General features: G+C 46.3%; 19 protein-coding genes. 9 read left to right on the top strand and 10 right to left on the bottom strand.

Translation table 11 applies throughout. From position 1 onward, the window contains the following. Positions 1-296 precede the first annotated feature (296 nt). Positions 297-1,718: a DUF1254 domain-containing protein gene (locus J0A67_RS04470; protein WP_241265063.1), complete on the bottom strand. Its 1,422-nt coding sequence runs from the start codon at positions 1,716-1,718 to the stop codon at positions 297-299. 262 nt (positions 1,719-1,980) lie between these two features. Here J0A67_RS04470 and J0A67_RS04465 point away from each other — a divergent pair, with 262 nt between their 5' ends. Together J0A67_RS04465 and J0A67_RS04460 are read left to right on the top strand one after the other, a co-directional pair. Further along, the gene (locus tag J0A67_RS04465) at positions 1,981-2,301 is read left to right on the top strand and encodes a hypothetical protein (RefSeq protein WP_206568063.1); all 321 of its coding nucleotides are present in this window, start codon (positions 1,981-1,983) and stop codon (positions 2,299-2,301) included. 2 nt (positions 2,302-2,303) lie between these two features. Next, positions 2,304-3,638 (top strand): metal-dependent hydrolase family protein, encoded by a 1,335-nt coding sequence (locus tag J0A67_RS04460; RefSeq protein WP_241265062.1) that lies wholly within the window; start codon positions 2,304-2,306, stop codon positions 3,636-3,638. A 325-nt stretch (positions 3,639-3,963) separates the two neighbouring features. On the opposite strand, the gene J0A67_RS04455 is transcribed toward J0A67_RS04460, so the two are convergent. From J0A67_RS04455 to J0A67_RS04420, 8 genes are all read right to left on the bottom strand, one after another. Then, positions 3,964-6,573 carry an ABC transporter permease gene (locus J0A67_RS04455; protein ID WP_206568062.1) on the bottom strand — a complete coding sequence of 870 codons (2,610 nt, stop codon included), beginning with the start codon at positions 6,571-6,573 and terminating at the stop codon, positions 3,964-3,966. Positions 6,574-6,587: 14 nt separating this feature from the next. Beyond that, entirely contained in the window at positions 6,588-6,926 is a 339-nt protein-coding gene (locus J0A67_RS04450; protein ID WP_206568061.1) for a PadR family transcriptional regulator, read from the bottom strand. Between the two features lie 136 nt (positions 6,927-7,062). After that, positions 7,063-7,638, bottom strand: a complete 576-nt coding sequence (locus J0A67_RS04445; protein ID WP_206568060.1) for an MBL fold metallo-hydrolase — start codon at positions 7,636-7,638, stop codon at positions 7,063-7,065. Between the two features lie 2 nt (positions 7,639-7,640). Continuing rightward, a complete protein-coding gene (locus tag J0A67_RS04440) occupies positions 7,641-8,078 on the bottom strand; it encodes a hypothetical protein (RefSeq protein ID WP_206568059.1) in 438 nt (145 codons plus the stop codon). A gap of 436 nt (positions 8,079-8,514) precedes the next feature. Then, on the bottom strand, positions 8,515-8,871 hold the full coding sequence (locus tag J0A67_RS04435) for a bleomycin resistance protein (protein ID WP_206568058.1): 357 nt from the start codon (positions 8,869-8,871) through the stop codon (positions 8,515-8,517). A 310-nt stretch (positions 8,872-9,181) separates the two neighbouring features. After that, positions 9,182-10,942: a RagB/SusD family nutrient uptake outer membrane protein gene (locus J0A67_RS04430; protein WP_206568057.1), complete on the bottom strand. Its 1,761-nt coding sequence runs from the start codon at positions 10,940-10,942 to the stop codon at positions 9,182-9,184. Between the two features lie 12 nt (positions 10,943-10,954). Further along, a complete protein-coding gene (locus J0A67_RS04425; protein ID WP_206568056.1) occupies positions 10,955-14,464 on the bottom strand; it encodes a SusC/RagA family TonB-linked outer membrane protein in 3,510 nt (1,169 codons plus the stop codon). Between the two features lie 140 nt (positions 14,465-14,604). Beyond that, positions 14,605-15,639, bottom strand: a complete 1,035-nt coding sequence (locus tag J0A67_RS04420) for a FecR family protein (RefSeq protein WP_206568055.1) — start codon at positions 15,637-15,639, stop codon at positions 14,605-14,607. 186 nt (positions 15,640-15,825) lie between these two features. Between J0A67_RS04420 and J0A67_RS04415 the strand changes: the two genes are divergently transcribed. Together J0A67_RS04415 and J0A67_RS04410 are read left to right on the top strand one after the other, a co-directional pair. After that, on the top strand, positions 15,826-16,365 hold the full coding sequence (locus J0A67_RS04415; protein ID WP_206568054.1) for an RNA polymerase sigma-70 factor: 540 nt from the start codon (positions 15,826-15,828) through the stop codon (positions 16,363-16,365). 54 nt (positions 16,366-16,419) lie between these two features. Next, positions 16,420-16,641 carry a hypothetical protein gene (locus J0A67_RS04410; RefSeq protein WP_206568053.1) on the top strand — a complete coding sequence of 74 codons (222 nt, stop codon included), beginning with the start codon at positions 16,420-16,422 and terminating at the stop codon, positions 16,639-16,641. Positions 16,642-16,677: 36 nt separating this feature from the next. Here the strand turns inward: J0A67_RS04410 and J0A67_RS23035 are convergent, their stop codons facing one another. Next, a complete protein-coding gene (locus tag J0A67_RS23035) occupies positions 16,678-16,773 on the bottom strand; it encodes a RagB/SusD family nutrient uptake outer membrane protein (protein WP_206568629.1) in 96 nt (31 codons plus the stop codon). Positions 16,774-17,110: 337 nt separating this feature from the next. Here J0A67_RS23035 and J0A67_RS04400 point away from each other — a divergent pair, with 337 nt between their 5' ends. From J0A67_RS04400 to J0A67_RS04380, 5 genes are all read left to right on the top strand, one after another. After that, positions 17,111-17,677, top strand: coding sequence for an RNA polymerase sigma-70 factor (locus J0A67_RS04400; protein ID WP_241265061.1), 567 nt, complete (start codon positions 17,111-17,113; stop codon positions 17,675-17,677). Positions 17,678-17,795: 118 nt separating this feature from the next. Further along, positions 17,796-18,776, top strand: a complete 981-nt coding sequence (locus tag J0A67_RS04395; protein ID WP_206568051.1) for a FecR family protein — start codon at positions 17,796-17,798, stop codon at positions 18,774-18,776. A 90-nt stretch (positions 18,777-18,866) separates the two neighbouring features. Continuing rightward, positions 18,867-22,130, top strand: a complete 3,264-nt coding sequence (locus J0A67_RS04390; protein ID WP_206568050.1) for a SusC/RagA family TonB-linked outer membrane protein — start codon at positions 18,867-18,869, stop codon at positions 22,128-22,130. A gap of 25 nt (positions 22,131-22,155) precedes the next feature. Further along, positions 22,156-23,835 carry a RagB/SusD family nutrient uptake outer membrane protein gene (locus J0A67_RS04385; RefSeq protein WP_206568049.1) on the top strand — a complete coding sequence of 560 codons (1,680 nt, stop codon included), beginning with the start codon at positions 22,156-22,158 and terminating at the stop codon, positions 23,833-23,835. Positions 23,836-23,901: 66 nt separating this feature from the next. Continuing rightward, positions 23,902-25,182: a polysaccharide pyruvyl transferase family protein gene (locus J0A67_RS04380; protein ID WP_206568048.1), complete on the top strand. Its 1,281-nt coding sequence runs from the start codon at positions 23,902-23,904 to the stop codon at positions 25,180-25,182. Positions 25,183-25,272 lie beyond the last annotated feature (90 nt).

Raw genomic sequence — 25,272 nt, 5'->3', positions numbered from 1 at the left:
CATTGGCTTTCAACCCCGCGCCCAAAACGTAGGCGATTGGAAAAAGCAATTGTTGGCTTCCAGAGATGAAACAAAAAAAGGCCAAATATGTTAAGCTCGAAATTCCAATTCTTTTGACAACATACACCCAAACACGAAAATTGCCCAAGAAATAGGTTGGAAGGGACTTTCAGCCCATAAACAAATCCTTGTCAATGACGGAAAACAAGCCCTTTAGTTCAAGAAAACGCCTGGAGCGACAAACATCCGACCATCTCTAAAAGCCAGCGGGAAACCAGGCTTGATGCCCAATCCAGTTATTCCGATTTTCCGTTTTTCTCGATCGCAGGAGGCTCCCAAGATCCATCCAGGGCTGCCTGTTCCGGGCCGTAGACCCTCAAAACCAGATAAAATGGCTCGCTTGGCGCTGGCAGCCAGTTGGCTTGCTCGTTTAAATCAGCAGGTTCATTTGGCTGAATGTAAACGGTAAGCCCACCTTCCCGGTCGTACACCAGTCCCTCGGTAGTCGAATTGATCAAAAATCGGTTGATCGGGTTTTTGACCATATACCCCGCTACCCCGTCTGCTTGTTTGTTGTACATCGTAAGGGACCAGAAATATTTCGCCGGAGGCATCTTGTCTTTGGTGAACCGGACCTTGTAGCGATGCTTGCTCCCGTCCAGGGTTTCCCCATCCGCATCCACATAGGCGATTGGATAGAAGGCCTCGGCTTTGTCGTTTGCATAAATACCCACCATGACCGCTGCGGCACGCAGGAGCCAGTCGCCCTTGTAAAATTCCCTAGGTCCAAAAGCGTCCATCATATTCCAGCCATTTACCCGTTGGGAGATATTCTCGGCTTTATTCTGTATTTCCGAAATCCCCGCTTTGACTCCCCTATCGATGGCGGCAAGAACTTCTGGGCTGTACCTGGAGGAATCAAACTCCGCCCCTGCAGAAATACCGATCTTTTCAAACCGCTGAAGTGCCGCAAGGTCCTCTGGGTTATAGGGCTTTACCATAGTCAGGTAAAAATTGACGTATTTGATAAACCTGGCGTCCAAAAACTCCTTGGGGTCCAGCGGAACCCAGTCGATTTTGGGTACGGGTACGGGCTCTTTCCCGTTGAATTCACTCAGGGTCTGGAGCTTGTATCCTTTTTGTATCTGCAGCACCTTGGGAAGGTCATCTTTCCCCTTGAGCTGCGTCCTCCCTATGATGGTGATGAACTGGCTTTCGCTGTGAAATATTCCCGAGAACATTCCGTCTGGAATTTCGCCCTGATATCCCGGCCCCACAAAGAGGTAATTCCCGGGTTCCGTTCCCGTGCTACGGGTGCCGATGTAGGCAAAATTGTGTGTAAAGAGGTCAACACACTGAAACACGTAGTACCGATCGCTAATTTCGGGAACCGATAGAACCATGGGCTCGGCCCTTAAATCGAGACCGAATGCCGAATAAGGCGTGTCTCCGTTCATGGTGACCACATCCTTCCGAGTATCGTCTGCTGGGATGGTATCGTTGGAAACCTGGTTTAGTGGTCCGCGATAACCCGGGCTTTGGGGCATTGCGGTGTAGTACTGCGCTTGGTACCCCATCAACAGGGGATAGGAAAAGACATAGGCTTCCTTTGCGATCCTTTCAGCCTCATCACTATCGGCCGTAATCAAGGACTGTGTCTCGGTGGCGCATGAAAAAAACATCAGGGCCACACCTACAATAGCAAAAAACTTACACATGGATTTTCTAATTTATCAACTACTTCTGATTCGGAATATACACAATAAAATCGCCACAGGGTTCGCCCCCAGTTCCAACACCCATTGAAAATTCGGGACTTAACTCCCCCCCCGTCCTCGGAACTCGGGGACTGCTTCTTTTCCCCAGAAATCAAAACTGACTGAAAAAAAAACTGTATATTCCACTTTTTTAAGACTTGGACCAAGTTTGCCCGACAAGGAATAGCGACAGTCCCGATGGGCATCCACCATATTTTGGAAAATGGAAAGAGACCAGAATTTCAATTTTCGACAGCCTTTGGTCACCGCGTCGGGGATCATTCTTGGCTTTGTCCTGAATTTTGCCACAGACCTGGTCAGGCAGGACAAAAAGGGAGGGCTTTTTTCGATATCCATCTTGGTCGCGACCCTGATAGGAATCGTGCTGCTTGTCGTGTCGCTCTACCGTATCCTTGACAATAGGTACGATAGGGAGCACGCCGATCGCTACTACACAAGAACCCTGAACTACGTTCTGGCAGGGGGCATCTTTTCCTTTTTGGGAGCGCTGGTGAGAATGACCTACACGTTAATGATCCCCTAACGATGAATATACGAATGCCTTTTTCGCTTTTCTTGGCGGTACTCTGCACCAGGCTTTCCTTCGCGCAGACAGACAGTGCCTCCGTGATTTTTGAGAATGTCAGGGTTTTTGACGGAAAAAGTCCAAGGCTATCCGAACCAGTAAACGTTTTGGTCAAGGGAAACGTCATCAAAGCCATTACGGCATTTCCCATCGAAAATCAAGACGGCACCCAGGTTATCCGCGGAGACGGCAAAACGCTCATTCCGGGACTTATTGACGTGCATGTCCATCTTGTGTTCGGTTCCCTTTCCATGCAGGATATGCTGTCCCCCGATTTGACCGAGCAGCTGATATTGGAAAAAGCCGCAGCCGGGTCGGAACAAATGCTGATGAGGGGATTTACCAGCGTAAGGGATGCGGGTGGTCCAATCTTCCCGTTGAAAGCTGCGATAGACAAAGGCAGCGTGTCCGGACCCAGGATTTGGCCATCGGGGGCTACGATCAGCCAAACAGGTGGACACGGTGATTTTAGGACTCCCGAAGAACGCTCACGGCGCTTTTTCGGCCTGCCGAGCAGGGCCGAGCTATACCATGCCACCTTTATTGCCGACGGCAGGGACGAGGTATTGACGGCGACACGCGAAAATCTCCGCTATGGGGCAAGCCAAATCAAGCTGATGGCTGGCGGCGGTACCTCCTCCGCCTATGATCCGCTTGATGTCACGCAGTATACTTTGGACGAAATGAGGGCCGCGGTGCAGGCGGCGGAGGATTGGGGTACTTACGTGATGGTACACGCTTATACCCCGAGATCCGTACAGAGAGCAATAGAAGCGGGTGTAAAATGCATTGAACACGGTCAGCTTTTGGACCCAAAGACGCTCAAGCTCATGCGCAGAAAAGGCGTATGGCTCAGCCTGCAAAATCTCGTGGCCGATACTCCCAATATGGACCCACTTCGAAGGGAAAAGCGAAAACCGGTTTTGGAAGGCCAGGAAAGAATCTGGGATATGGCCAAAAAACACCGGGTAAAGCTTGCCTGGGGAACGGATTTCCTCTTTGAGCCCGAACTCAACGAGCAGCAAAACCGCTACATCCTTCGCCTTCAGCAATGGTTTGGCAATGCGGAAATCCTCAAGATGATCACCCACGACAATGCCGAACTTCTGCAACTTTCCGGGCTGAGAAGCCCCTATCCGGGAAAACTGGGAACGATAGAGGAAGGGGCTTTGGCCGACCTGATTTTGGTAAACGGGGATCCGTTGGTCGATTTGTCGATATTGGCCGAGCCGGAGGACAATTTCCACGTGATCATGAAAGATGGAAAACTAGTCAAAAACAAGTCTGGAAATTGAATTCCACCAGAGACAGAAATCCAGTACACCGCCCGTCGTCCCCAATTTTGGCGAAGAAATGAATTACTAGCAAAGCACACCAAGATGCAGTTCGTCGGAGGGATACTTTTAATTCAACTTTTGACTAAGCCCAATTTTCGGGGGAGCTTACACAAGTGAGTGTTTGAATTCTTTGGAAAAAACATTCCTGGATTCGTACACTTCGTATGGCTCGTACCCCTCGTACCGTACGAAGTGTACGAGGCAGAAATGTAATTTTAAGCGATTCAAATTATTCAATCCTGAAATTGCGCAAACACCTTCATTAATCCATTTAATATCCAAGCTATTCAGAACGTAGTGACTTGGTCGGGTTTGTGGCGATGGTTTTTTGGCCTTGAATCCAAATGATTCCTACGATCAATACTACTGCCAATGCGCTAATCAGCAGAAAAGCCATCCAGGGCATTGCTGTTCTATAAGCATAGGTATTCAGCCACTTTTGCGAAGCAAACCAAGCCAACGGCACTGCCACGACTATAGCCAGCAGGGATACCCAAACAAATTCTTTCAGGAGTACCAGAAGGGATTCAGAGTGAGAAGCACCAAAGACTCTTCTCACACCGATTTCCTTGGTCTTTCTCATCGTATTGAAAGTGGCCAATCCAACAATCCCAATGATTGCTATCAGGATAGAGATTCCTGAAAAAGCCAAAACCAGTTTAGACGCAATCGTCTCCGTTTTGTAGAGACTATCAAAAGTCTCGTCCTGAAACCAGTACTTTATGGTGGTGTTGGGCTCAAAAGTTTCATAAGACTTCGCAATGGCTTTCAAAGCTGCCTCTGCTTCTCCGGGTTTATATTTGACATAGATCCCGGAAAGTTGGGTGATTACATTTCTATAGATGATCACAGGTTGCATGGACTCTTTCAGGGAGCTGGTATGAAAATCATTCACTACGCCTACAATCTCACAATCCAGGTAATCATGAATCCTGATTTTTTGTCCGATGGGATTTTCAAAACCGAAAAAAGCAACTGCCGTTTTCGAAATCAATGCCTCTGAAGCAAGAGAATCTTTCGTCTGTTGAACTGGCAGAAAGTCCCTCCCCTCCTGAATTTCCAAGCCAAACATTTCCGGGAAATTGTGGATAGTACCTATAGTCTGGAAGCTGATTTGGGAATCAGGTGATTTTCCTTGCCAGTCGACCGCAATGGTATTGCTTCCAATCACCATGGGGTTGGCGTTGGTGACAGTCATATTCGTGATGACCCCACTTTTAAGTGCCTCAGTTTTGAACGCATCATATGTTTTCAGAAGGTTATAAGTTGGCTCAACCCTGATCATATTTTCCTTGTCAAAACCAAGATTTTTTGCCTTGATAAAATCCAGTTGGAAATAAATCACTGTGCTAAACAAGATGATTCCCAGAGATAGGCAAAGCTGAACGGCCATGAGCACTTTGCGGATATTCAGCGATCCGCCAGTATTTTTCAACCCCTTCATTATTTCAGATGATTGAAAGGAAGAAAGAACTGCAGAAGGATATATTCCCGCAAGGACAGCAACAGTAACCAAGAAAATCAGGAGGTAAACGATATTCATTCCTCCGATAAGAGAAAGTGTTACATGGTCATCTATGATCGTATTGAATGTTGGTAAGATTAGGATAGTCCATCCCAGCCCCAATAAAAAGGCGGCTATCACCATCATAAAAGATTCACTCATAAACTGAACCACCAGACTGCTTTTCACCGCACCTATGGCTTTTCTCACTCCAATCTCTTTGGCTCTGAGTGTTGCTTTTGCTGTGGACAGATTCACAAAATTGATGACCGCCATCGCCAATACAAACATGGCGATCAGGATGAATAGCCTGACATATTCAATTCTTCCACCGGCAGACTTTCCGTTTTCATAGGAATTGTTCAGGTGCCAATCGGTCAATGGTACTGCCTCGTAGGTAATTTTATTGGCCAGATACTCTTCCCCTATCACTGTGGGTTGATTGAGCTTCTCTGAAAGTTGCCCTGCAGGCATCTGAGTGGATGTTTTAAGGTAAACATTGAAAAATTGGGATTGTAGGGCATTGTCATCGATTCCCCACTGCCTCTTTAGAATAGAGAACGGAAGGGCAAAATCGAAAGTAATGGAAGACTGGGATGGGATATCCTGAAAGATAGCGGCAACAGCAACCTCTTTTGTGCCGTCAATCTTAATGATTTTACCCAATGGACTCTCCTCGCCATATAAAGTTTTAGCCATGGACTCCGAGATGGCAATCTGGGCAACATCTTTTAGCGGATCTGGATCTCCGCTGATAATTGGAAAAGAAAATGTACTGAATAGACTAGGGCTAGCATATACGCCATTGAAATAGACGCAATCACCAGTTTCGTTTTCAGGCCAGAAGCATAGTTCATGGGGCCACCTGCTGCCCGTAGATATATGGGTCGCCTCCTCTACTTCCGGGATGCTTTCTGTATTGATGTTAAATCCTGCTACAAATTCAGTCTGAATCGAACTGTTTGCATCCACATGGGATATTACTTTATAAAGCCTATCAGAGTCTTGATGGAACCGATCAAAAGAGAATTCATTGATCACCCATAAGGCTATCAAAAAAGTACAGGCAAATGCAATGGAAAGGCCAAAAAGAGAAAGTATGGAATGTCCAGGATTCCTTCGGAAATTCCTGATAAAGACAAGTAGGTTGTTCATCAGCATAGCTGCAGTAACTAAGTTGGTATCGGGCGCTGGTTTTTTCTTTTTAATATTCTTGATCCTAAAAAACCGAATCACATTCCACACAAACTGCCAGTTGGCTGCCCTCTTGCTTCCCCTGGACTCCCTTTCGTAGAGTTCGTATAGATCGCCCTGAATCTCATCGAGGAGATCTTCCCTGCAATACCAACTAAGGAAATTGTCTGCCCATTTGGGAGGTCTGGATTTCATACAATAGGTATGGCCTAGGTCAGTTTAAACTCAAATGCCGGCTTTGGGATCATCGCATAGAGCTGATTTCTCAAGGCCTGGCTTTCTTCCAAGACATTTTTTCCCGCAGCGGTCAAGGTAAAAATCCGCTTTCTTCTCCCACCCCGTTCTTCTGTGGGTTGTCCCATTTCGGATTTTACATACCCTTTTTCCTCCAGCCTTGTCAATACAGCGTGAACAGCGGAGATATTAAGGGATCTACCAGCCTGAGCTTTGAGTTCGTCCATCACGGCAACACCGTATGCATCCGGAAACAAAACGCCAACAGTCAATAAAATAAGTTCCTCTAATTCACCGAGATAAGATCCCTTCACTGGTCTGATTTATATGTTCTACGAAAGTAAAAGTAATATATATCTTTTATTTTTGTAGAATTAATCAAAAAATATTTTGTAGCTCTGCTTTCCTGCTAGGGCACTCCTGCGATGCACCGTACTTTTGAGAATGTAACTAATTGGAGTGGCTTGGAAATATGCTTTTTGCACCCAAGCTTTTTAGCTTTTCCCAGTCCTGCAAGGATTTTGGATCCTTCAGTTCGAGTGCCATATTTTCCAAGAGCAAGTCTCCAATAAATGCCTCCCCGCTGTCCAACACCAGCGCCAGTCCATCTTCCGAGTGGCTTTTGGTAGAGATGATCTCGCCGTGGATTCCCAGCTCCTCCAAAAACCTCCTCGATTGGGGGAGTGTAATACAGCGGTTGTCGGTTTGGATTAGGGGCTTGTAGTTTCGACTCTCGAGCAGCCTCTTTTTTTGATGCTCCATTTTAGCTATAAATGGAACCTGAAAATCCAGTATCACGAATGTTACCGATTTGTTTTTCAGCTCCTGTACCAGTCCCGCATGGTCTGGATGGAAGTGTGTGACGACCAAAAAGTCTATTTCTGAGATTTTGGTGTTTGTCTTCCTCAATGCCCTTCCCAAGTCATGCAAGGTCCCCGGAAAACCAGAATCAAGCAGCAGATTGTGGGTGGCTGATTTAAGCAAGTAGAGGTTCACCCCGTTATTTCCGACATTAAAAATCTCCATTGCTAAAACTTTAAGGTCATCGATTTCCCGATTGGCAAAAAGCGCCAATGGTTCATAAATTCCTCGATCTGAGGGATCACCTTGTCAAGAAAATTGGAGTCTTTTATGCCAAAACCAGGGGCATCGAGGTAATTCCAAAACGCTGACTCATCCATATGCTTGGAGTAGACCGACTGAGTCCCCCCAACAATCCCCTCAATACTTCTGAGTTTTTCGGTCAGGGGGTTGGTCTTCCCAAAAAGCTGCTCCAGCTGATAGCCTTGGGAGAGCATTCCCCAAAATCCATCAACCGTGTTTAATTCCTTCTCGACGAAAAAGTGGCAAATGTCGTGTAGCAAGTAAGTCTTGGTATCAAGCACTACCTTTTCCGATGACCTGTCAGATCTGACGATCTTCAATTCATGGCTTGAAATGTTTAGTTTCTTAAAGTCAATCTCCATTTGATTTCTTCTCTATCGGCAATCAAGGCAGCAGAGATCTTTGGAAACAAAGGGTATGGAATCTCAGCTCTTCCCGCTTAAATCGGAATCCCTATCTGCCCGTCAAGCTCCCAAATCTAATTCCAAAATTGGGAATTGGGGAATGCGGAGTAGGAAGTGGGGAAGTCTGGAGGGTCGGAAGTAGGAAGACAGGAGACCGAAGGGATAGATCGAATTCTGTGTCAGAACAAACTTCACCAAATCATTTTCCCATGTCACCACCCTTGATCAAAACACCCTTGATTCGACCAAGGATAATTCTGAGCTTAAGTGTTCACAATCCCATAGGAAACTCCTCATACCTGTAGCTATTGGAATCGTGCAACCAGGTTTCATCACTTCGTCCTGCGGACTTATCGAAAATCCTCGTGGAAATCTTTAGCCGTTTAAATTCACATTAAATCCGCTGCCCAAATGTTAGCAGGTTATTGTCTGGGTCAAGCATTGCAAATTCCTTTTGTCCCCAAGGCTTAATCTGCAAATGTCCTGAGGGATGTATGCTGTTATTGGTGTCCAGCATAGATTGATAAAGTGCATCAATGTCATCAGTACGAATGTAGACTTGTCCATAATTCTCTTTTGGGTCAAGTCCTTTGAACTCAAAAAAATGGATTTCCACATTGTCCCTTTTAACCAACAAATAGCCTTCATAGTCTTCACTACCAATGTCAATGAAACCCAACTGGGTTAAATAAAATTCTCTTGTCGCAGCCTTGCTACGCATGGGAAGTTTCGGAATAATGTCTGTCAACATGATGCTTTTTTTGCAAAGATGATAGTTAGTCAGCTAAAGCCAACTTGATTTCAATTGTAAGCTCCCCCGAAAATTGGGCCAGTCAAAAGTTTACTTTTCACCCGATAAGCGAAGGTAAGTGAAGGTACGTGAATACTCCAAGCGGTTCAAGACCAAGGCGAGCGGTTGGCTTGGGCCAACCGGTCTTGAGCCGCTTTCCGCATTCGCTTTTGCGCTGCTTAACGGTTGGAAAAGCTGAAGATAGGCTAGGCGCCAAATCAAAAAAAGCCCCGGGATGATCCCCGAGGCCTTTGAAGTCAAAATAAGCCGTCTATTCCAAGGTAGGGTCAAACGTCCCGCCCCAGTCGATGTTCTGGGCTATGTTGGGATTCTTGTCTATAACCGAGGTCTGGATAGGAAAAAAATAGTAAGTTTCCGGCACTACGCTGACCTGCACCCCTGACCGAGGTATTTGGAGGATCTGATATTTGAAATTTTCCTCCACCAAGCTGTAGGTATTCGCCTTTTCCCTTGCCGCGGCCAGGGATTGCTCACTGCCGTCCGGATTGATGGCAATAGCCTCCACGCCATGCTTGGTTGCACCATCCAGCCTGTCCAGCATTCTCAGTCTTCTCAAATCCCAGAAACGCCGACCTTCGAAACTCAGTTCGATATTTCTCTCCGCCAGGATGGCTTCACGCACCTGCTCCCTTGACCCGACCTCCAATCCGTACATGCCATCGGTGCCCGCCAGTATGCCGGCCCGCTCGCGGATTTCCTTCAGGATCTGGATTGCCGCAGCTTGATCGCCGGTTTCGTTGGCTGTCTCGGCGTAGTTCAGCATCACCTCGGCAAAACGCATCACGACATAGTCTACATCATACTGCTGCACTTCCGGCTGGGCTAGATCGAGCAGGCTGTGTTTTAGGATGAAAAACCCGGTGTACCGGTCAAGGTTAGTAGAGTTGGTAGCCGCTTTGGGATTGACGCCAAAGTCATCCAGCTCATGGGCAATTCCCAGGGATGTGTACTGGCGCTTGCCGGACTTCCCTGACACCTCATACACTTTGCCGTTCCAAACGATAGATTTCCCAAATCTGGGGTCGCGGTTTTTCCAGTAGTTCTGCAGAAAGTCCTCCTCCTCGAGGAAGTATGCCCCCGTGGGATCATCGTAGTTCTTCCCGTCGAGCATGGGATAGTCCTTGATAAATTCCCAGGTCGGACAGGCAGAAGCGGGCCCCCGGCTCTCCGAGCCGGGACGCACCCCAAAGTCCCAATTGGCGGACTTGTCTGGGTAGCTGTTGATCACGGAGAACACGACTTCCCGGTTTCTTTCCTCCAAAGCCACCGATCCATAATCCTCGACCAGTCCAAATCCTTGGGCAAGCAGGGACTCGTATGCGGCCTTGTTGGCTTGGTGGGCTTCTTGCCAGTAGGCGTTGTCCCAAGGATTGGATGGATTAAACTGTGGGGAAGCCTTATAGAGAAGCACTTTGGCTTTGAAAGCCCTGGCAAAGTTGCCGTCGATTTTGCCAAAATCCGATGATCCGGTGGCAATGCTTTCCGGCAAACGTGAGATTGCATCATCCAAATCCCTGATCAGGAATTCGAAACACTCCGCAGTAGAGTTTCGCGGGACATATAAATCGTCTTCGTAGCGATCCTGGGGTACGGTGATGTAGGGAACACCGCCATGATAAACGACCATGTCGAAGTAGGTATAGGCCCGCATAAACAGCGCCTGCCCGATGATGTTGTCCTTGATCTCCTGAGGCAATGATCCGGCCTGCACATCGACGATTGCCTGGTTTATCTGGCGAATCCGTCCATAGTTCCAGTTTTTGTATTCGCCATTGGTGGTATTGATACGGTTGTCATACCAGTGGATACCCGCGAGTTGCTGACTGGTTCGGTCGGCACCGGTATTCCAGTTGCCAAACATGGGATAGAGATTAGCCATGTAGGCATTGGCCAGATTTTCATCGTTCCAGACCAATTCCGGACTATAGTTGTTGATGTCTTCGATATCCAGCACGTCCCCACAAGACGAAAACACGAAGCAGATACCGAGAGAATATAGTAAGTTTTTCATAGTGCAGTGCTTTTAAAATTTAACATCCAAGCCCAGCGTGAAGCTTCTCATGAGTGGGAAGGAATCGTAGTTCTTCTGCTCTGGGTCGTGAAACTCTTTCACTTCGGAGATGGCAAATAAGTTGGTGCCGTTGAAGAAGATCTTCGCCGATGTGATCTTCATGGAAGAGAGGATCTTCTGGGGCACATTATACCCGACGTTCAGATTTTTCAACCTGAGGTAGGCGCCGTTTCTGATCCAGAAAGAGGTAGCACCCGTCCCCGACTCGTACCAGTTTTGGCCAATGGGTCTGGGGTACTTTGCGTCCGGATTTTCCGGAGTCCACACATCATCCGCCCAGATGGGATAGTAGGGACGAATAGATCCCCCGTGCTGTCTCATTCCCGGCCCCTCTTGATTGCTGATGATACGGTCGTACACGCCAACGCCCTGAAAGTGTGCGTCGACGGAGAAATTAGCCCAATCCAGGTTGAAGCCAAAGCCATAGTTTAATCGAGGCGCTGCATTGGAAGACAGCAGCTGGAAGTCGTTGCCATCGATTTTGCCATCGGGACCTGGCGAATAACCATCGCCGCGTATGTCTTCAAAATAGAGGCCGCCGAGATAGGGCTGTCTCCCATATTGGGTAAATCCTGCCTCAAGCAGTTCGTTGAGCTGCTCTTGAGTTCGAATGATTCCCAGCGCGCGCAGCCCTGTGATGCGGTTGACCGGCTGACCTATCGCAGACTCCGTCGCACGCAGGCCTCCCTCAAGGAAAATGGGGTCCTGATCCAGCACATCCCATTGGTCCTTTGCCAATCCAACGTTACCATACACGGAATAGCTTATCCTGCCTCCGTTGGCGCGGTCTCTCCATAGCAGGGAAAACTCCCCACCCCGCCAAGACCTCTCGGCGTAGTTTTCGGGAGCGAGGGCCTGTCCATAGTTGTCCGGAAGGGTGACCAATCTCGAACCCAAGATATCCACTTCTCTCTTGTAAAAGACATCCAAGGAGCCCGAGAGGCGGGTTGTCATCAGCTCAAAATCCAAGCCCCCGTTAAACGTAGTGGAAGTAGCCCAAGTCAGGTTGGGATTGGGTGTGGCTCCCGGCGCTATGCTACTATACAAGTCATCGCCAAAGATGTAGCTGCCGCCGTTGCTATACGTACTGACATAGGAGAAGGGATTGATCCGATTGTTGTTTACATCCAAGTCATTTCCCGTGGTACCGTAAGAAGCGCGAAGCTTCAGGTCGTCCAGCCAACTGGAAGTACCAGACATAAATTCCTCCCCGGCGATCCTCCAAGCCGCCGACACCGATGGGAAAAAGCCCCAACGATTTTCTTTGGGAAAGAGTGTGTTTCCATCATATCTGAAGGAAAACTCGGCGATGTACTTCTCGTCAAAGTTGTAGTTGGCCCGGCCGATGAGCGACCTTCTCGCTCCGATTCCCTCCCATCCTTGACCATATCTTCGCTCGGAGTCTTGGGAATACACGAAATCTTGGTCATAGTGGGTCAGCGGATCTTCTGCTTTGGCAAAAGCACCGTACAGCCCATTTTCCGCCTGTTCATATACCAGCATGGAATTGATGCCATGCTTGCCAAAATTCCGCTGGAAGTTCAAAAACCAGTTAAACTGGTAGCTCCAAGCCGTCTCTAACTCATAGCTCAGGAATTCCTGGTTTTGGCTGAAGTTGAAGATATTGGTTTTGTTTGGATCCGGCGGGCCGGGTAGAAACCTATTGCCGTCGGGATCCGCCTGGTTGAAAACGTAATTTTTCTGGTAAGTCAGGTATTTTTTGCGCATGTAGTCGTCGGCTAGGTAGTTGCCTGAGACGCGGGTAGAAAGTCCTTCCAGCAGATCTCCCAGATCCACGTTAAGCGCGAGGATGGCATTGGCTTGGCGTTTTCTGGTTTTAATGTATCGATCACCGACGATTTGGTCGATGACGCTCCAGGCTTGCCAGCTTCCCATCGGGGTCTGCACAGGAAAGTCAGTGACGTAATCCGCGGGAGTTCCGTCGGCCTCCAGATAATAGGGATAGACTTTTGGCCAATTGAAGCTCACCCGATATAGATCTGAGACATCGTAGTCGTCATCTCCGGAGAATGGCCAGTAAAAGCGGTCATGGTTTAGCTGCGTGGCAGAGACATTGAGGTCCAGCCGGATTCGCTCGGTGATTTTGGCCGAGACATTCGTCCGCAAGTTGAACTTTCCGTGTTCAACGCTTTTATATGAACCCCGCTCGCCGATGTAGCTCAAAAGAGAATAGTAGGTCACATCGTCATTTCCCCCGGTTACGCTCAGTGCATAGTTTTGGCTGAAGGGATTTTGCCAGATAAAGTCATTGACATTGTAGCTGCGGTTAGCAAAATACTCAAACTCCTCCGGGCCATTTGGCAGGCTGGTCCCCAGGTATTCGGCCACCCGATTCTGGTAGATCAGTTCGTCTGTCGCAGTAGTCTTGTCGGACAATAGCTCTTGGGTGGGCCTAGCGGTTGTGAAGGTGGACAGGAAACCGATGGTCATCTTTTGTTTGGTGCCGGTCTTTGTGGTGACCAACACGACCCCGTTTCCGGCGCGTGATCCGTAGATCGAAGCGGATGCCGCATCTTTTAGGAAGGACAGCTGGTCTACCTCGTTGGCATTGAGCGCATCAAAAGCAGCCTTGTCACGCACGATTCCGTCGATCACGTACAACGGATCTCCGAAACTACCCCGGATTCGGATAGAAGAAGACGCTCCGGCCAGGCCCGAAGTACCCGTCACATTTACGCCAGGCGCGCGTCCAGCGAGGGTATTGGAAAGGTTGGTGGCTGGAATTTCGTTGATATCCTCGGTTTTGACTGGGGTAATGGCTCCAGTCAAGTTTACTTTTTTCTCGGTGCCGTATCCGACGATCACCACTTCATCCAATGCCTGGGTATCCTCCCCCATGGTGATATCGATGACGATTCTGTTGCCCACCTCGACTGTTTGGCTCTCGTATCCGATAAAGGAAAACACGAGTACCGCGTCCTCCTCTACGGTGATAGAGTATTTGCCGTCCACATCGGTGATCGTCCCCCTGGTGGTGCCCTGCACAGTAATTGTGACACCCGGCAGGGGGGATTGGGCATCGTCAAGGACGGTACCCGTCACGGTGATTTCCTTTTCGTCCCGAACTTTAGCAGCCAGCTGATCTTTGACACCCACGTGGATGAGGTTGTTGACCTGGCGAAACTTCAGGGTTGTACTTCGGGAGATTTCCTCCAGCAGTCTTTCCAAGGAGATTTTGCCCGCATTGGCCGGGGTGTAACTCTCCCCTTGGATGTCGCTGTGGCTGTAGGAAAAGCTAAACTCCGTCTCCCCTTCCACTTTTTGAAACACTTCCAGGAGAGAAAGCCTCCCCTTTCCCATGGATAGATAAGTCTCGTCTAGCCGAGACTGCGCCATACTGGATTCGGCAAACATAGTACTGTAAAAAAAACACTGTACTATTATTCCAAACAAGGCATGTCTCCCCATGGTTACAATTATTTTACGTAACTTTGTTGTCATTTTAATGCAGTTTGTGGATAATTTTTATTGTCTGTAAACGATCAGATCATTGATCATCGCTGCACGGCCAAATCCAGCTTTGATCGATGGTCTTTTTTGTTTTTTTATGTTTCCTTTCCCATAGGCAGAAGAATTTAAGGTTAGTGGTAAATAGTGACGGTATCATTTCGAATCCGAAACTGAAAATCATAAACAAAGGAAAGCCCAAGCAGGACTTCCTCTAGACTTTGGCTCTGAAACCTCCCCGAATATTGTTTTTGGGGCTCCCAATGGTCTGGTAGCAGGATTTTCACCCCGTACCATTTTTCCAGGCGGGTGACCACTTCGGAAAAAGTTGAGTTGTTAAAGCTGATGACATCATCCTTCCAGGCAAATATGTCGTCGTATCCCACCTGTTTTTTCTGAAATGATGCATCCCCATTGACCGACACTCCGTCCATAGCCCCTAGTAACACGCTTTTTTCTGCCATGGATGTGTTCGCTAGGGAGACTTGCACCTTTCCCGTGAGCACGGCCACTTGGGAAGGCTGCCCCCCTTCGCCTGACTTAACCAAGAAAGAAGTTCCCAACACACGAGTCACCACCTGCCCGGAACGTACCAAAAAAGGGCGATTTGAGTCTGGAGTGACATGAAAAAAGGCCTCGCCTTCGACAACAACTTCACGGGACTGTGGAGCGAATTTCTTTGGAAATCTAATGGTACTGAGCGAGTTCACCGTAACCTCGCTTCCGTCTTCGAGTGTCAGCTTGAGCTTTTGCCCTGCAGCAACCGAGCGCTCGATCCATTCCAAATGGTAAACTATAGTGGGAACCGTATCGCCTTTCCCAAAAAAGCTGTGGGCAATAAACCAACCCATCGCCAAGACCACTAGGCATGCAGCCACAATTCCCATTCGAAAGCTGCCAACTCTAGTGTTGGAATATCTCGGGCTAACCACTTCAATGGGGTTCGTTACACGGCGCTCCAGTTCCTCCCCGTAATTAACGCTATGCGATATACGTTCGAACATTTCCCTGCTTTTGTCGGGATCTAGCGGAAAGTCTTCGTCGTGCTTTTCAAAAAATCTCCCCAATTCCGTTTTACCTTGCTCACTGTTGATCCAGCGCAAAATCGCATGTACCTCCTCGGGACTACAATCGCCTTTGAAAAATTTCCGGAGTATTTCTGGATTCATGCCTGTGTTTATCAGTAATACTGAAAAAGAAAGCCCATCCCCCAAACCCCAGAAGAAAAAAAATATTTTCCACTTTAAACCATCTAAATTTTCGAATAAAAGCAAATACTTCAGTGTTATTGGAAAATTTTTAAAAGATCTTTAATAGATTACACAAATTATTTTTAAACCCATACGTTTTTTAAAATGAGTACTGCACTGCAGACGCTTACCGACAATCTGCGAAAAGGATGTAAAAAATCCTTCGAGGAGATTTATTTCCAGTACCACAAGCGGGTCTATGGGTTTTGCGTGAAATATGGACTTGACTGCTCCGATGCAGAAGAAGTGACACAGGAAGTATTTGTGAGAATCTGGGAAGTGCGAAGCAAGGTGGATCCGACGAGCAATTTCCAATCCTATCTACTGACGATTACAAGAAACACCATTGTTGACCGATTCAAGGAAAAAATCAGGGAGCAAGCTGCAAGGGCTTACCAAATGAGTTTTCTGGACGCAGGATTTAATGACATCGAAGAGTCGCTTAACTACCGAGAGCTCCAATCGACCATCAGAGGAGTGATGGCGAACATACCGGAAAAACGAAGGAAGGTATTTGAGTTGTCAAGACTGGAAGGGCTCAGCCACAAGGAGATTTCGAAGGAACTGGGCATCTCGCCCAAAACCGTGGAAAACCAGATCGCATTGGCTCTACAGGATTTTCGCGTCGCCATCAATGGCAAGTAGATGTTGGATTTCTGGCCCCCCGGATGAGGATGAAACCAGCAAGGACTTGCCACCATGGTCAAGTTTGCAATCATCCATCGTCCGGAATTAATCCTCAGGGAGATCCTCGGCTTCTGCCGCATCCCAACTCCACACAACGGATGGAGTCCCGTTGGTGGACTTTTCGTAGTCAACAACAAAACTATGGTATCCCCGCAAACCAGAAAGGATTTGCCATGGTCCTGCGCGAAGACGGAACAGAAGAACGTTCGGAAAAAACCAGCAAACCAGCGCTAAGGATATGCTTCAAAATCTCGTTAGTTTTTTTGATCATTAGTTTGGATTTTGCTCCAAAGTCGGATTCAGGTCAATTTCTGTAAAGGGAATCGGCCAGTGGTAATCCCTCGTAGGGTCGAATGAACGGGTTATATTCGACTGAAATTGCCCAAGTAGCTGTTAGGAAAACGATGGGTAAGTTTAGATTCGAAGCAAAGTTTAGTTGACCTTGAAAAAGTGGGCTTTTTGAAATTGCCAAAGTTCGTCAACGATTTTTTTGGAATGGTAAGCCTATAAATTTCCCGAAAATTAGTGATATGTTTAATGGCCTATTAATCGATTGTAGTATCCTCACAATTGACAATAAACCCTAAAACCGGTTCAAAATTGGACTGAAAAGTCTTCTATCTCTCTTGGACTCGTTTTAAAGCTAAGTAGCCAAACAATCCATTACATGGGTAGCCTGAGCAATCATAGTGACCAAGAATTATTGATCAGATTAAGAAAGGGTGATGTCCCCGCCTTTGATGAGCTGTATTTTCGCTATGTGAAAAAACTAATGGCATTTGCGCTCACGTTTTTTCCGAACAAAGAATTGGCCAAGGATGCGGTTCAGGACATTTTTACCAGAATATGGATTAATCGCGCTGAATTAGATTCTTCCAAAAGTTTTAAGACCTACCTGTTCCAGGCCGTTAAGTTCTATATGTACAACTACGCCAGGGACAAGCGAGGTGCCTGTACGCTGGAAGAGGTTCCCGAACATGCCATTCTAAACGAGAGCATGGTGGAGAGTGACATGGACTTTCGGGATCTTCAGTCAATAACAAATTCCTGTATTGAAAAGCTGCCGAAAGTTCAACAGGAAGTATATAAGTTGAATAAGTTGGAAGGCTTTTCAGCAACTGAGATTGCGATTCAAATGAACTTGTCCCAACGGACCATAGAGCATCATATCTACCTAGCTTCCAAGACCATAAAAAAGGAGATGCAAACCCGAATTTCCTATCGGATTTCACTTGCAATAGCTCTTACTCATCTCTCATCAATTCTGTAAAAATCACTTTTTCTGAATTTTTTAGATTTTTTTTACTCTCCCGTTAAGTAATTTTTCTGCGTTTTGTTTTCTAAAGCAAATAATGCCTGCTTTGGAAGAATATAAAATCATAAAATTTTTGAAAGGAACCGCTTCATCTCAGGAAGAGCATGAGGTGAGGGAATGGCTGAAACTCCAGGAATCTAGAAAGGAATTTGATTCACTGATGGAACGCTATTGGGAAAAAACTGCACCCAGCACCCTTAATGATGTCGATTACAGTGGAATTCTGGACGCTATTCACAAAAGAATGGAAGTTCCTCCACATGAAATCAAATCTTCCAAGAGAGTTTTCCTATACAGGGGTCTAAGAGTCGCGGCAAGTTTGTTACTGTTCATGCTTTGCTCCTATGCCCTATTTGAAAGCTATAGAGATCGGGGAACTCCGGCAACCGATGAGATTCAGGCCCACCTTACACATACCAGGAGGACGACTGGGCCTGGGGAAAAACTGACAATGATACTTTCCGACAAGACTAAAGTTATAATCAATTCAGAATCTGAAATCAGTTTTTCGTCGGATTATGGTATAAAAGACCGAGTCATCACAGTGAAGGGAGAAGCATTTTTTGATGTAGCCTCCGATCCTTCCAGACCATTTAAGGTGATTACAGAAGAGGTGACCACAACTGCGTTAGGTACAGAATTCAATGTCTATTCCCGAAATCGGGACCACAGAATAGCGCTGGTCGAGGGAAAAGTAGCCGTGGGAAAGACTGACAACCAGATAGAGCTGACGCCAGGACTGATGGCTGTATGGAATTCCAAAGAAGGAAGTGATGACTTTGCCGTTCGATCATTTGACATCGAAAGGGTCACCGCGTGGAAAGAAGGCAACTTGGTATTTGACAGGAAGCCTTTTGGTGATATTCTTGAAGATTTAGCCGCGTGGTATTCCGTTGATATACAGATTGATAAAGGAGTAGATGTCAACAAAAAAGTGATCGGCACTTTTCAAAACAAAAACCTTGAGGATATGCTCACCGGTTTGAGCTTCTCATTAAACTTCAACTTTGAAATAAACGGAAAAAATGTCCATGTAAAAAACCCATCCCAATGATCTAAAACTACAAAGGGTAAAGTCTCCATCGCCAAATGAAATCCTTTACCCTAAAGTCTTAAAGCGTAAACCCTAAAACCAATTCAAATTATGGAAATAAAATTACAGTGCCTAATAAAAATGGTATCCAAGAACCTCATGTATGGATTCATTGCCCAATGCCTGTTTTTGACGGCAGCAATGGCTCATGGAACAAAAGCCCAAGTCAAACCTATTGACAAAGAGATTGTGGCTCTCCAAAAAGATAGCTGGGAACTCGAGGAATTGTTCAAAAATCTCGAAAGCAAGACGGACTACAAGTTCGTGTATACTGAGGATATCTTAAAAAACCCTTCCATCGTCCAAGTCAAAAAAAGACGGCAGTCTGTAAAGGACATCTTGATAGACATCGCCACATCTTCCAACTTAAAATTTAAGCAAGTTGACAATTCAATCTTTGTCGGCGAGAACGTCAAAAACACTCCCTCGCCTGCAGAGCACACAGTAATGGATCGTGTTGCCATATCAGGGACGGTCAAGGATGCCAAAGGGGTTCCCATTCCTGGAGTAACCATCATAATATCAGGAACCACCACGGGAACGGTGACCGACATAGACGGAAAGTTTTCTCTGGACGCCCCACAGGGAAGTTCCCTAAGATTTTCATTCATCGGATATGAACAACAATCGATAGTTGTGGGTAATCAAACTGAATTGGAAATCATTCTCCAGGAAGATACCAGCTCCTTGGAAGAAGTCGTGGTTGTAGGATATGGAAACTCAAGGAAGATTGATCTCACCGGAGCTGTATCCAATTTGGAAATGGAGGATTTTGAACTTCAACCCAATGTAAACTTTGTTCAGGCACTGAGAGGTACCACAGCGGGTGTTTCCGTAACCGACAATGGAAAAGTCGGATCCGACGGAAACATTATCATCAGGGGGATTTCATCAATCAGCGGCAGCAATGCCCCACTCATCGTATTGGATGGGATTCCTTATTATGGCGGATTATCAGATATCAATTCCAATGACATTGAGACGATTGACATTCTAAAAGATGCCAGCTCCGCTGCTATTTATGGTTCACGGGCAGCCAATGGGGTCATTATGATCACCTCGAAGAAAGGCAAGAATGACAAACCGAAATTTAACTACAACGGGTACTTCGGGGTTTCAGATTTTGCTTTTGTTCCAAATTCTTTGGGACCAGATAAATATTTGAAGCTGAAAGAAGACGCAAGTGCTTTCACGGGAAGGGATTTGACTCAACTGAATCCATTAGAAGAGGAAAGTCTTGAAAACGGATGGACGATAAATCCATGGGAAGCGATCAAGCAAAATGCTCCGATGCAAAACCATGAATTGAGCATTTCCGGATCGACCGAAAAAGTGAACTATTATCTATCAGGAAGTTATACCAATCAATCCTCACCACTGTATGGTGATGAATTCAGCAGAATATCGGGGAGAGTTAACTTGGATATCAAGGTTACGGATTGGCTCAAAGTAGGGACAAACACAGGATACACCGTTAAAGACTACTCTGGAAATGAGGCGGATATCTCTGCTGTCAACTTCTTAAGTCCGTTTTCCCAACTTTTTGATCAGGAAGGCCAAATCTATCGACTGCCGATGAATGATGGCTTGGTTGTCAACCCCTTGTTTAATGCCTATCAAAACCAAAATCACGACGTAAGAAATAATCTTTTCAGCAACATCTATGCAGAGGTAAAATTTCCTATAGAAGGTCTGAGTTATATGATTCGCAACGGAAATACCTTACTTCAAAATGAGGCTTTTAATTTCAACCCCTCTTTTAACAGAGAAGGTTTTAACATTTTGGCATCCGGTAGCAAATCTCATGGCAAGACGTACAACCTTGTTCTTGAAAACATTCTAAAATATGAAAAGAGTATAGCTGAAGACCACAACATTGATTTGACTTTCCTATATGGAATTGAGTCATCCAACAGTAATTCTTCGAAGCTTTCTTCCAACAATATTTTCAATGATGCATTGGGTTATCACGGTTTGGGAATCGGTGAAAACCAGAAGGTAGAAACCAGTGCGGTTGAATCCTCAGCTGTATCAAGTATGGCGCGATTTGGGTATCGGTTTCAGGAGAAATATATGTTCAATTTTACGATTAGAAGAGATGGATTCTCCGCATTTGGAGATGATAAAAAATATGCCGTTTTCCCTTCGACAGGCGCAAGTTGGGTTCTGTCCAATGAAGAATTCTTTGATTCCAATGTCATTGACATATTGAAACTAAGGTTTTCCTATGGCAAAAATGGGAACAGGGGTGTAAACCCTTATGCTTCAAAAAGCTCCATCGCCGTGACGCAATATGTGTATGGTGACGGAACGGCGCCGAGTATCGGGCTTTACCCAACTTCATTCGCCAACCCTTTCCTCGGTTGGGAAACGACACTTGGATCCAACCTCGGATTAGACTTTGGCTTTTTCAAAAGTCGTATCAATGGCTCCTTTGAGGTCTACAACAACAATACCTCCGACCTGCTACTGCAGCTTTCTGTCCCAAATGTAAATGGCTATAGCCAATTCTTCTCCAATGTCGGCAAAATGAAGAACAAGGGCATAGAGTTGACGCTCAATACGGTAAACATCGACAAGGGCGGCATTCAATGGAATAGCACACTGATCTTTTCCCTGAACAGAAACGAAATTGTAGAATTGAATGGAAAAGAAGATGACATTGCAAGTAGAAGGTTTATCGGTCATCCCCTGGGCACCTACTTTGATTATGTTTTTGACGGAGTTTGGCAAGAAGGCGACGATACCTCAATCGACCCAACTGCCAAGCCGGGTTATCTTCGCTTCAAGGACATCGACGGAGACGGGAAAATAACGCCTGATGACAGACAGATAGTTGGAAACAATCAGTCAAATTTCTTTTGGGGGATTACCAATTCAGTTCAATACAAAGGGTTGATGTTTTCCTTTTTGGTCAATGGCAGAGTTGGTGGAATTTCTCCCAATTCAATGATCAATCCGGGCACCAATTTTTACGACCGGGTTAACATCATCGACCTGCCCTATTGGACACCGGAGAATCCGCTGAATGACCGTCCTGCGGTTGGTTATCCAAATCCTTACGGCTATGGATTTTACCAGCAGAGGGACTATGTCAGGCTTCAGGATGTGACCTTGTCTTATTCGCTTCCGAGCACCCTTATGTCCAAGCTTAAGTTATCCCAGACCCGGTTTTATGTTAGCGGCAAAAACTTAAAGACTTGGACTGACTGGATGGGATTTGACCCCGAGCATGGTCAAGCTGGGACATTCAATCCGGAGCTTTCCGGTCCCTTGTTGAGATCCATTGTATTTGGATTCAATATCACAATCTAAGTTTTTCCCTAAAAGACACTTTGACATGAAAAAGACAACTGATTATATAAAATTAATCCTGGTGAATCTGTTTGCACTTCTTCTCCTGGTTGGTTGCAACAGCGAGTTTTTGGAAGAAGAACCTCTTGACCGATTTAGCCCAGAAAACTCGCTTGTTGACTACGCGGGCTTTGAAGCTTATATCGTTTCCCTTCACAGGTTCGCCCGGGAAGAGAACTTTGAAGACAGACCGGATGCCATGAGCAATGGGACTGATGTAAGTATGAGTGGAGTTCCTGATGGCAGATTCTTTTCCGACTATACGTTGATCAATGCTCAGTCGGGAGAAATAAACGCCATGTGGAATTGGGCTTACACCAAGATGATCAAGGTCAGCAACCTGATCATTACAAGAGCCGAAAATCCTGAAGTAAAATGGACTGAAGAGGAAAAGAACAAAATACTGGCCGAGGCAAAATTCTTCAGAGCTTACACTTATAACGCGCTGGTCAATCTATTCGGCGGAGTACCTATTATAGATGAGGAACTGGTTCAGCCCCGCTTTGATTTTTCAAGAGCCACTCGGTTGGAAGTATTGAATTTCATCAAGGAAGACTTGGAATTTGCAGTGCTTCATCTGCCCATCGTAACCAATTCTTCTTCCAATGGCAGGATTTACAAAGCTGCAGGGCTCCATCTGTTGTCTGAAGTATATATCAGTTTGGGTCAGGAAACAGGAGATAATTCCTATTACGACAAATCTATTGAAGCAGCATCTGATGTTATAGACGGTTCCGCAGGCGAGTACAAACTGATGACTGAAAGATTTGGAAATCTCAGCCGTCCAGGGGATGTATTTTCCGACTTGTTTTGGACAAACCAACAGAATCGGGCTTCGGGAAACCTGGAAACGATTTGGGTTATTCAATTTGAGTTTGGAACTCCGGGGGGAGGCGAGATGGAAAATACCCATGTCCGTTGGTGGGGTCCCAAGTTTGAGGATGCAAAGGATTTGAACAACAAAAATGCGCTGCTCGTTTCTGACAGTCTAGGGAGATCCCAGGGAGGAAATCGAGGAACGGATTACTTCCATTATCAGATTTGGGATGATGCAAATGATATGAGAAACTCCCAGTTCAACATTCGCAGAAAGTGGTTTGTGAATAATCCTGCCTCCAGTCTTTTTGGACAAGAGTACAAGACCGTCAAGGGATCAGACGGAAAGCTCTATGCGGCCAAGCCAGACGGCAGTCCCAGTACAATCGCCGTCGATACGCTCCGGGTGTTTTTTCCGATGATCAGGAAGGTCGAAGGAGAATATCCCGCAGGAGCCAATTCGGGAAGAACTTCCAATGACAAGATCAGAATGCGCTTGGCGGAGACCTATTTGCTGCGGGCCGAAGCCTACTTACACAAAGGAAATTTAGCTCTCGCAGCTGCAGATCTAAATGTGGTTCGTCAGCGGGCCAATGCGTATCCGATCGCTGCAGAGGACGTTACGCTGGATTTTATTTTGGACGAAAGAGCCAGGGAGTTGATCATAGAGGAACCGAGAAGACGAACATTGACGAGACTCAACAAGCTGTACGAAAGAACCAAAAAATACAATGCCAGGTCCCAAAGCACTATACAGCCTTTTAACGAGGTGTGGCCGATCCCCCAGGCATTTATTGACGCCAACAATCAGGTTGAGATCCCACAAAATCCAGGTTATCCCGGCGCCTAATATCGCTTATTTCACTTTTCAGGCATGCCCTGGCTGCATGCCTGATTACTCTATTCTGAAAACTACATGAAAAATCTATCCAGACGAGAACTTATAAAAAACGCCGGACTAGTGGTTTTGGCCGGTATCATTAATCCCTTTTCCGGTTTTTCCCAGAAAGTAAAATCCGCCAAAACCATCTTGCTGGTATCCGGCTGGCAAGACGTCAACATCGGTGATATCGCCCATACCCCGGGCCTATTGAATGTTTTCCAAACCTACCTGCCTGAAGCAAAAATCATTCTTTGGAAAAGAAGCAAAGGAACCGAGGTCGGGGAACTCCTGAAGAAGAATTTCCCAAAAGTGGAAATTCTTTACGGAAGTGTGGACCAGGATAAAAACGTGGACAATCCGGAAATTTTAGACGCTTTACAACAGGCCGATTTGATGGTTCACGGATCTGGCCCGCTATTGGTAGGCGCTGATAATCTGGCATTTTGGATGAAAAATACCGATAAACCTTTTGGCGTTTTTGGCACCACACTTCAAAGTCCGAGCGAGTACCACCAAAGTATTCTCAAAAAGGCAAGCTTCATTTATACCAGGGAAACACTTTCCATTGAACATCTAAAGAAAGTGGGAATTGAAGGCGACCACATTCAGTTTGCGCCCGATGCCACCTTTTTCATGGATATCAAGAATGACTCACTGGCTGGCAACTTCATGTCCGAAAAAGGTCTGGAAGAGAAAAAATTCATTTGCGTGATTCCCAGGCTGCGCTACACCCCCTACCATCAATTTAACGCTAACAACAACGGCTGGACTGATGAAAAAATCAAGGAAGTCGAGACTGTCAATGCCGCTAAGAAGGAAGAAGATCATGCCAAGCTCCGGGCGGCTATGATTGCCTATGTCAAGGAGACGGGAAATAAAATCCTGGTTTGCCCGGAGATGACCTACCAAGTGGACATCATGGATGAGTTGCTGATCGATCCGCTACCGGAAGAAATAAAACCCCATGTGGTGAAACGAGGCTATTGGTTTCCCGACGAGGCAGCATCAGTTTACGAAAAAGCACTGGCAGTCCTGAGTTTCGAATGCCACTCCCCTATCATCGCAGCTGTAAACGGAACACCTTTCTTCTACCTCCGGCAGCCGGAAGATACAATCAAAGGAAATATGTACTATGATTTGGGTTTCAACGACTGGATTTTCGAAATCGAAGAAACCACCGGAAATCAGATTACAGATTCACTTCGAAACATCTGGACGGAATATCCAACTGCTCAAGGATACCTAAAGAAAGGGATGGACCAGGTAAGCGATATCTACAAAAAACGGGTGGAAAGTGTTGACGAGTTAGTGTGATGGGTAGACTTTTCACCGGTAAAAATTCAAGAACTGAGAACCTTGTCATTGATGAAAGTAAAAGGATAAATCCGGTTCTTAAAGCGAGAA

This window comes from Algoriphagus aestuariicola (assembly GCF_017254835.1).
In the GTDB taxonomy this organism is placed as follows: Bacteria; Bacteroidota; Bacteroidia; order Cytophagales; family Cyclobacteriaceae; genus Algoriphagus; species Algoriphagus aestuariicola.
This window is presented reverse-complemented; position numbering and strand designations above follow the sequence as displayed.

What these genes read in the sequence shown, in the direction of transcription:
- J0A67_RS04380 (WP_206568048.1), top strand. Translation starts at nt 23,902, where the DNA reads ATGAAAAATCTATCCAGACGAGAACTTATAAAAAACGCCGGACTAGTG.
- J0A67_RS04415 (WP_206568054.1), top strand. Translation starts at nt 15,826, where the DNA reads ATGAGTACTGCACTGCAGACGCTTACCGACAATCTGCGAAAAGGATGT.
- J0A67_RS04425 (WP_206568056.1), bottom strand. Translation starts at nt 14,464, where the DNA reads ATGACAACAAAGTTACGTAAAATAATTGTAACCATGGGGAGACATGCC.
- J0A67_RS04460 (WP_241265062.1), top strand. Translation starts at nt 2,304, where the DNA reads ATGAATATACGAATGCCTTTTTCGCTTTTCTTGGCGGTACTCTGCACC.
- J0A67_RS04440 (WP_206568059.1), bottom strand. Translation starts at nt 8,078, where the DNA reads ATGGAGATTGACTTTAAGAAACTAAACATTTCAAGCCATGAATTGAAG.
- J0A67_RS04455 (WP_206568062.1), bottom strand. Translation starts at nt 6,573, where the DNA reads ATGAAATCCAGACCTCCCAAATGGGCAGACAATTTCCTTAGTTGGTAT.
- J0A67_RS04465 (WP_206568063.1), top strand. Translation starts at nt 1,981, where the DNA reads ATGGAAAGAGACCAGAATTTCAATTTTCGACAGCCTTTGGTCACCGCG.
- J0A67_RS04385 (WP_206568049.1), top strand. Translation starts at nt 22,156, where the DNA reads ATGAAAAAGACAACTGATTATATAAAATTAATCCTGGTGAATCTGTTT.
- J0A67_RS04390 (WP_206568050.1), top strand. Translation starts at nt 18,867, where the DNA reads ATGGAAATAAAATTACAGTGCCTAATAAAAATGGTATCCAAGAACCTC.
- J0A67_RS04435 (WP_206568058.1), bottom strand. Translation starts at nt 8,871, where the DNA reads ATGTTGACAGACATTATTCCGAAACTTCCCATGCGTAGCAAGGCTGCG.
- J0A67_RS04410 (WP_206568053.1), top strand. Translation starts at nt 16,420, where the DNA reads ATGGTCAAGTTTGCAATCATCCATCGTCCGGAATTAATCCTCAGGGAG.
- J0A67_RS04470 (WP_241265063.1), bottom strand. Translation starts at nt 1,718, where the DNA reads ATGTGTAAGTTTTTTGCTATTGTAGGTGTGGCCCTGATGTTTTTTTCA.
- J0A67_RS04430 (WP_206568057.1), bottom strand. Translation starts at nt 10,942, where the DNA reads ATGAAAAACTTACTATATTCTCTCGGTATCTGCTTCGTGTTTTCGTCT.
- J0A67_RS04445 (WP_206568060.1), bottom strand. Translation starts at nt 7,638, where the DNA reads ATGGAGATTTTTAATGTCGGAAATAACGGGGTGAACCTCTACTTGCTT.
- J0A67_RS04420 (WP_206568055.1), bottom strand. Translation starts at nt 15,639, where the DNA reads ATGAATCCAGAAATACTCCGGAAATTTTTCAAAGGCGATTGTAGTCCC.